Genomic DNA, 5,919 nt, shown 5'->3' on the forward strand with positions numbered 1-5,919 from the left:
CTGAGGAGGGAACTGGTTTTTAACATGTTAACATCTGGCTATACCAGTTACTCAGGCAGTTGAATCAATTTCTCCTTCACTGGAAACCCGAAGAAAAACAGAATTGCTTCAAGCTTCCATTTTAGGCCCAACGGTAACGTGAAGCACATGTCGGTTGGAAACGCCGAGCAGAAGCCTTAGCCTTACAAGCGGGAGATGCTGCCGTTCCGGAAACCAGGACCGCCCCGTAGTAGTATATCACAGTTGCCATCTACAGTGGATGGCGCTGTTTGTGGGCCTGCTGGCCTCTCCCTATGCTGTTTTCTACTTTGTCCTGGCTACGCTGGGTGGGCTGCGCGGTGGCCCTGGGAATGCTCGGTGGCTGCGAGCTGCTTGAGTTTAGCCCCAATGCTTTTAATGGGCCGAAAGACCAAACCGACCTGACGGCCAAGAACCTGGCCCGCCTGGAAGCCAATCCGCTCCGGGCCGGCGACACCTTGCGGTTTGTATTCACCGGCGACTCCCAACGCTTCTACGACCACGCCGAGAAGCTGGTGGAAAGCGTGAACCGGCAGTCGGGCTTGGCGTTTATGGTGGTGGCCGGCGACATTTCCGACTTCGGGCTGGCCCGCGAAATGCGTTGGGTGGACGACCAACTCAACAAGCTCGACATTCCTTACCTCACCGTTATCGGCAACCATGACCAAGTGGGCAACGGCCGGGAAGCATACCAGCACGTGTTTGGGCCGCTGAACTACTCGTTTGTGTACGGCGACACCAAGTTCATCCTCATCGACACCAACAGCCGCGAATACAACTTCAACGGCCGCATTCCGGATATCGGCTGGCTGCAACAGCAAACCCGCAGCCTCGATGGGGCCAAGCGCCAGGTGGTGCTCTGCCACGTGCCGCCGCTCGATGGCGACTTCGACCCGAAGCTAACCGAACCCTACGCCCAAACGCTGGCGGCGGCGCCCAAGCTCACGTTTGCGCTGAACGGCCACACGCACCGGTTTGAGGAAGGGCAGCCCTTCAACGATGGGGTTACCTACATCGGCTCTTACTCGTTCCAGAAAGACCAATACGTAATTCTGACGGTGTGGAACGATGCCAACGACCAGCCGCGGTATCGCCTCAAAACCATTGCCTTCTGATGCGCGGCCTCCTACTATCCTTGTTTTTGCTGAGCGCCGCCGTACCCGTGCTGGGTCAAACTGCCACTCCCGATTCGGTGGCGCGGCCCTGGTACCGGCTGCACCATGTAGCGCTGCAAACGGCCGGTGGTGCGGGCGTGGTATCAGGCGGCGTGGGGTTTGTGGCCGTGCGCGACCGGCTGGAAACCGATATTCTGGTGGGCTACGTGCCGGAGAAGCTGGCCGGCTCGGCCCTGTCGATTGCCACGGCCAAGGTGCTGTACTCGCCCTATACTGTGCCGCTGAGCGAAAAATTTCAGCTGCGGCCCCTCACCATTGGCATGTACCTGAGCTACACCCACGGCACCATCAACGACGAAGAACCATTCCAATATTCAGAGGGCTATTACTGGTTTTCGACGGATACCCGGGTGGGCTTATTGCTGGGCGGACGGGTTAGCTACCTGATGCCGCGGGCCGCTGCGCCCACCCGGCCGCGCCGGCTTTCGGCGTACTACGAGCTGGGCACCAACGACTTGTATCTGGCCAGTTACGTACCCAACATCAAGGCTATGAACTTCACCGACATCCTGACGCTGGGCTTGGGGGTGAAGCTGGAGCTGTAGGGGCGGTTTCTTGAGTTATTAACATCATCACGCATGCTTTTCGTTGGACGGCAGGTGCTGCTTCGGGGGATAGGGCTGGCCGTAAACCTGGCGGGCAGCCTCGTGTGCCAGGCGCAGTCCGACCCGTTTTCATCCGGCAAAGCCCCGTTCTTTCTTAGTTTGCACGTAGGTGGCGGCCTGGGGCTGGTGGCGGTTGGGGGCGGGGTGCAACTGGCGCAGCAGCGGCTGGAGCCCGAGGTACTGGTAGGCTACGTACCCCGCCGTTTCAGCAGCAAACCGCTTACCATCTTCACGTTCAAAGCCACGTATCTGCCAGTCCGGGCCACTTTGGGGGACCATTGGCGGGTTAGCGGAGGTGTGGGCGGCTACGTCAGCTATACGCACGGCGCCACCATTCGTGATAGTAAGGACCCTAGCAACTACACGCCAGGCTACTACTTTTTTTCCACCAAAGTCCGCACGGGTTTGTTCGTGACGCCGCGCCTTACTTATGCGGGCATTGCCACCGTGCAGCGCCCCAACCCGGCCCGCGTAGCCGCTTACGCCGAGCTAGGCACCAACGACCTATACCTGCTCAGCCGCCTGCCTAACAAAGGCGGCATCTCCGTGTCGGATATCCTCACCCTAGGTTTCGGCTCGAAAGTGGGCTGGTGAGCGGTGATTGGATGAGCGGATGATAGGATGATTGGATGGGCAGGCAGCATTTTCACAAGAACTACTTCATCCAATCATCCATTCACCCAATCATCCGCTCACCCAATCTCTCGCGCCAGATATTTCTCGCGGGCCTCGGCCAGCAGGCGCAGAATGGTGGCGCGCTTGCGCAACAAACCTTCCATGAGGGGCCGTTGCTGCCGGAACAGCCGCAGGGCCCGCACCCGCCGCACCCGGCCGGCCAGCTGGTTCCAGTAGCTCAGGGCGTAGAAGCCGGTCAGGGGTAAGCTCAGGGCGTAAAGCGTAGTCCAGCGCCAATCCTGGGTGAAATGATGCACCAGCGCAGTTTGCAGCGCGTAGCCGATGCTGAACGTGAGCATGCCCACCACCATCATAATCGGGGCCACAAACTCCACTTCCTTGGTGGCCAGCTTCGCCGCTACGGAGGGCAGCTTGTAAGGTAGATAGTTGTTTATGGCACCGTACGCATACACCGGAAAGCCCAGCACCAGCTTCACCCCGGACCGCAACGCCCGCTCGCCCCGGGTCCGGCCCCGCCGGTCCGATTCCAGCGCTTCGTCGGTGAGGCCCAGGCGTTTCAGCTCGCCCAAGTAAGACGTCAGGTGGGCGCGGGCTTCGGTGAGGCGACCGGGGTCGTGCTGGTCGAAGTAAGCCACGGCTTGCAGCAGCGTCCGGCTGAGCTGGAAGTTGTCGTAGAGGGTGCGGGGGTCGTCTTCGATGAGGTGGCCGGTGAAGGTGCGCTCCAGCTGCTGCACCAACTCGTCTTCGGCCGCGTCGCGCGTGATGACGAGCCGTTGCTCCAGGTGCCGCCGAATATCCTCGGTGAGTTGGTCGGCGGCGGCTAATGGGTCTTGGCGGTAAGCCTCGGCGTAGTCGGCCACCCGGATGGGCGGGGCCACGTTGATGAACACGTCGGAGCGGAAGTGCTGCGGATCGAAGTAGTTGATGCCCAGCGGCAGCAGACGCAAACCCAGCTTGAAGTCGTGGCGGGCTTCGGCCCCCAGCGCAATGCGGGCCGCGCCGGTTTTCAGCGGCCGCAGCCGCCGCTCACTCACGCTGGTCCCCTCCGGAAAAATCATGACGGTGCCGCCCTTCCCCAGGTAGTCGTAGCACTTACCGAAGGTGGCTTCGTTCTGGGCGGCCAGCTGCTCGGGCGTGACGGCCGCGCCGCCGGTTTCCACGTCCTGCCGGCGGTAGATGGGAATGGAATTGCCCGACGTGAGAATGGCCCGCGAAATCGGGTTCTTGAAGAAGGTGCTCTTGGCCAGAAACGCAATAGGGTCGCGCCGGTTGGCCGCCACCACCAGCGGGTCCATCAGGGTGTTGGGGTGGTTGCTGACCATGAGCAACGGCCCCGGCGTTTGTAGCCGGTCGCGGTGCCGGATTTCCAAACGACGAAAAAACACGCGCAGGGCAACCTGCACGAGGGGCTTCATGACGGTGTAGAAGAGCATAGCCTGTAAGTACGGCGGAACCCGGCAAATGGCCAAGTGCCGGGGTATACCAGCGCCTTACAAGATTACCGCCTTCTACAACTGGAATCGGTAGCGCGCCTGTACCCCCACAAAACTGAAACGGGTGGCAATCAGGACGTCTTTACTCACCGGGTCGATGGTCTGCCCCTGCTGCCAAGTTACGTTTTGCAGCCTATAGCGCCGCAAGTCACTTAGCCCAATGCTGGCAATAGCCTGGAGTGCTACATGATGATGACGACTTAAAGACCACTCACGGCCCGCCCCTAGCCGTACCCCTACCCGAGCCGACTTGCCATCGATTGGCGCACCTATCACGTGAGTGCCTGGTCCATTCAAGTTGCTGCTTTCAATCTCGAATTTCCTGAATCCTTTACCAGCGCGCACGATATCAAAGCCCGAATCGACGAACCACGAGTGGCCCGCCTGACTTACGAGGCACTGCCGCCTGAGTATCAAGGCGTACTCCGTAGCCTCCTGTGAAAAACCCATAGTACTCCCGCCGGGTGCCTTGAAGCCAATGCCGAACATGCTGGTACCTACTGTAGCCTGCACGGCGTAGCGGGGCGAAACGCCAACTGCAACGCCAACCATGAAGTTATGGTAGAGCCTTGGAATTAGATCTAACCCAAAATCGGCGGGTTTAACTTCTACAAACCGGTTTTGCATTAGATGCATCTGCCCGCCCGCTACCACTGAAAACGACCGTTGAGCAAACGCGCTACCCGAAACCAGTACCAGAGCAGCGCCCGCCCACAACTTCCGATTATTCCACATACAGCAGCAGGCTTATAAGCTAATTAGATAGTTCATCACATCGGGCACATGCTCCTGCACAGGAACACTTACAACGACTCATACAACTGACGTAAGGTGTTCATAATTAATGGGAAGGGCAAGCAGAAACATCGGTTTCCGCTTGCCCTTCCCGTTATAGTTCCTGTCAATATCTGTCGTTACTTCCGGCTACGAGTTCATCACTTTGTTTTGGCGGTTGATGGACTCCAGGTGCACGGCTTCGAGGTAGGTGTGCACGAACTCCGGCGAGAGGCCCAGCTTCTCGCCCTGGCGCAGGCTGCGGTCCAGGATTTCGCTGTAGCGGTTGGTTTGCAGGATGGTGATGTCGTTGTCTTTTTTGTACTGCCCGATTTGCTGCGCCACGCCCATGCGGCGGCCAATCAGCTGCATGATTTCGGTGTCGAGCTGGTTGATTTGCTCCCGTAGGCCGGCCAGCGCCGTCTGAAACTCGCGCTGGTTGGTGGGCTCGTGGCGCCAGGTGAGGCCCTCTAGCATGGTTTTGAGGGCGGCGGCCGTTACCTGCTGCTTGGCGTCGCTCCAGGCGTTGTCCGGGTCGGGGTGCGACTCCAGCATCAGCCCGTCGAAGTCCAGGTCGATGGCCTGCTGGGCCACGGCGGCCAGCGTATCGCGGCGGCCGCAGATGTGGCTAGGGTCGCAGATGATGGGCAGGTCGGGCAGGCGGCGCTTCATTTCGATGGGCAGGTGCCACATCGGGGCGTTGCGGAAGTCGGTGTTGCCGTAGCTGGCGAAACCCCGGTGAATCAGGCCCAGGTCGGTCAGGCCCGCTTTAGCTAGGCGTTCCACCGCGCCAATCCACAGCTCCAGCTCGGGGTGGATGGGGTTCTTCACGAGCACCGGAATATCCACCCCGCGCAGGGCATTGGCAATTTCCTGCACCGAGAACGGGTTGCCGGTGGTGCGGGCACCCACCCACAGCACGTCTACCTCGAAGGCCAGACAATCTTCTACGTGCTTGGCCGTGGCCACTTCCACGGCTACCGGCAGGCCGGTTACTTCCTTGGCCTTGCGCAGCCACGGCAGCCCCTTAGTACCGATACCCTCGAACATGCCCGGCTTGGTGCGGGGCTTCCAGATACCAGCGCGCAGCATATCCACCCGGCCGGTGGCCGCCAGCTCCGTGGCGGATTGTAGCATCTGCTCTTCGGTTTCGGCGCTGCACGGGCCGGATATCAGGAGGGCTTTCTTGTGAATGTTAGCCGTTTTCGGGGCAAGCTC

Annotated in this window: 6 protein-coding genes; 3 read left to right on the forward strand and 3 right to left on the reverse strand. The window is 60.1% G+C overall.

All coding sequences use genetic code 11. From position 1 onward, the window contains the following. Positions 1 to 293 precede the first annotated feature (293 nt). The 3 genes from J0X19_RS24590 to J0X19_RS24600 are packed head-to-tail and all read left to right on the forward strand — an operon-like array spanning position 294 to position 2,392. Entirely contained in the window at positions 294 to 1,133 is an 840-nt protein-coding gene (locus J0X19_RS24590; RefSeq protein WP_206987069.1) for a metallophosphoesterase family protein, read from the forward strand. Then, positions 1,133 to 1,738 (forward strand): hypothetical protein, encoded by a 606-nt coding sequence (locus J0X19_RS24595; protein ID WP_206987070.1) that lies wholly within the window; start codon positions 1,133 to 1,135, stop codon positions 1,736 to 1,738. The genes J0X19_RS24590 and J0X19_RS24595 overlap by 1 nt, the downstream gene beginning before the upstream one ends. A 33-nt stretch (positions 1,739 to 1,771) precedes the next feature. Beyond that, positions 1,772 to 2,392 (forward strand): hypothetical protein, encoded by a 621-nt coding sequence (locus J0X19_RS24600; RefSeq protein ID WP_206987071.1) that lies wholly within the window; start codon positions 1,772 to 1,774, stop codon positions 2,390 to 2,392. A 98-nt stretch (positions 2,393 to 2,490) separates the two neighbouring features. Here the strand turns inward: J0X19_RS24600 and J0X19_RS24605 are convergent, their stop codons facing one another. From J0X19_RS24605 to J0X19_RS24615, 3 genes are all read right to left on the reverse strand, one after another. Next, positions 2,491 to 3,867 carry a lysophospholipid acyltransferase family protein gene (locus tag J0X19_RS24605; protein WP_206987072.1) on the reverse strand — a complete coding sequence of 459 codons (1,377 nt, stop codon included), beginning with the start codon at positions 3,865 to 3,867 and terminating at the stop codon, positions 2,491 to 2,493. A 75-nt stretch (positions 3,868 to 3,942) separates the two neighbouring features. Continuing rightward, positions 3,943 to 4,479: a hypothetical protein gene (locus tag J0X19_RS24610; RefSeq protein WP_206987073.1), complete on the reverse strand. Its 537-nt coding sequence runs from the start codon at positions 4,477 to 4,479 to the stop codon at positions 3,943 to 3,945. Between the two features lie 372 nt (positions 4,480 to 4,851). Further along, positions 4,852 to 5,895, reverse strand: coding sequence for a chorismate mutase (locus J0X19_RS24615; RefSeq protein ID WP_206987074.1), 1,044 nt, complete (start codon positions 5,893 to 5,895; stop codon positions 4,852 to 4,854). Positions 5,896 to 5,919: the final 24 nt, after the last annotated feature.

The sequence above is a fragment of the Hymenobacter telluris genome (genome assembly GCF_017313265.1).
GTDB lineage: Bacteria > Bacteroidota > Bacteroidia > Cytophagales > Hymenobacteraceae > Hymenobacter > Hymenobacter telluris.

What these genes read in the sequence shown, in the direction of transcription:
- J0X19_RS24590 (WP_206987069.1), top strand. Translation starts at nt 294, where the DNA reads ATGCTGTTTTCTACTTTGTCCTGGCTACGCTGGGTGGGCTGCGCGGTG.
- J0X19_RS24595 (WP_206987070.1), top strand. Translation starts at nt 1,133, where the DNA reads ATGCGCGGCCTCCTACTATCCTTGTTTTTGCTGAGCGCCGCCGTACCC.
- J0X19_RS24600 (WP_206987071.1), top strand. Translation starts at nt 1,772, where the DNA reads ATGCTTTTCGTTGGACGGCAGGTGCTGCTTCGGGGGATAGGGCTGGCC.
- J0X19_RS24605 (WP_206987072.1), bottom strand. Translation starts at nt 3,867, where the DNA reads ATGCTCTTCTACACCGTCATGAAGCCCCTCGTGCAGGTTGCCCTGCGC.
- J0X19_RS24610 (WP_206987073.1), bottom strand. Translation starts at nt 4,479, where the DNA reads ATGGTTGGCGTTGCAGTTGGCGTTTCGCCCCGCTACGCCGTGCAGGCT.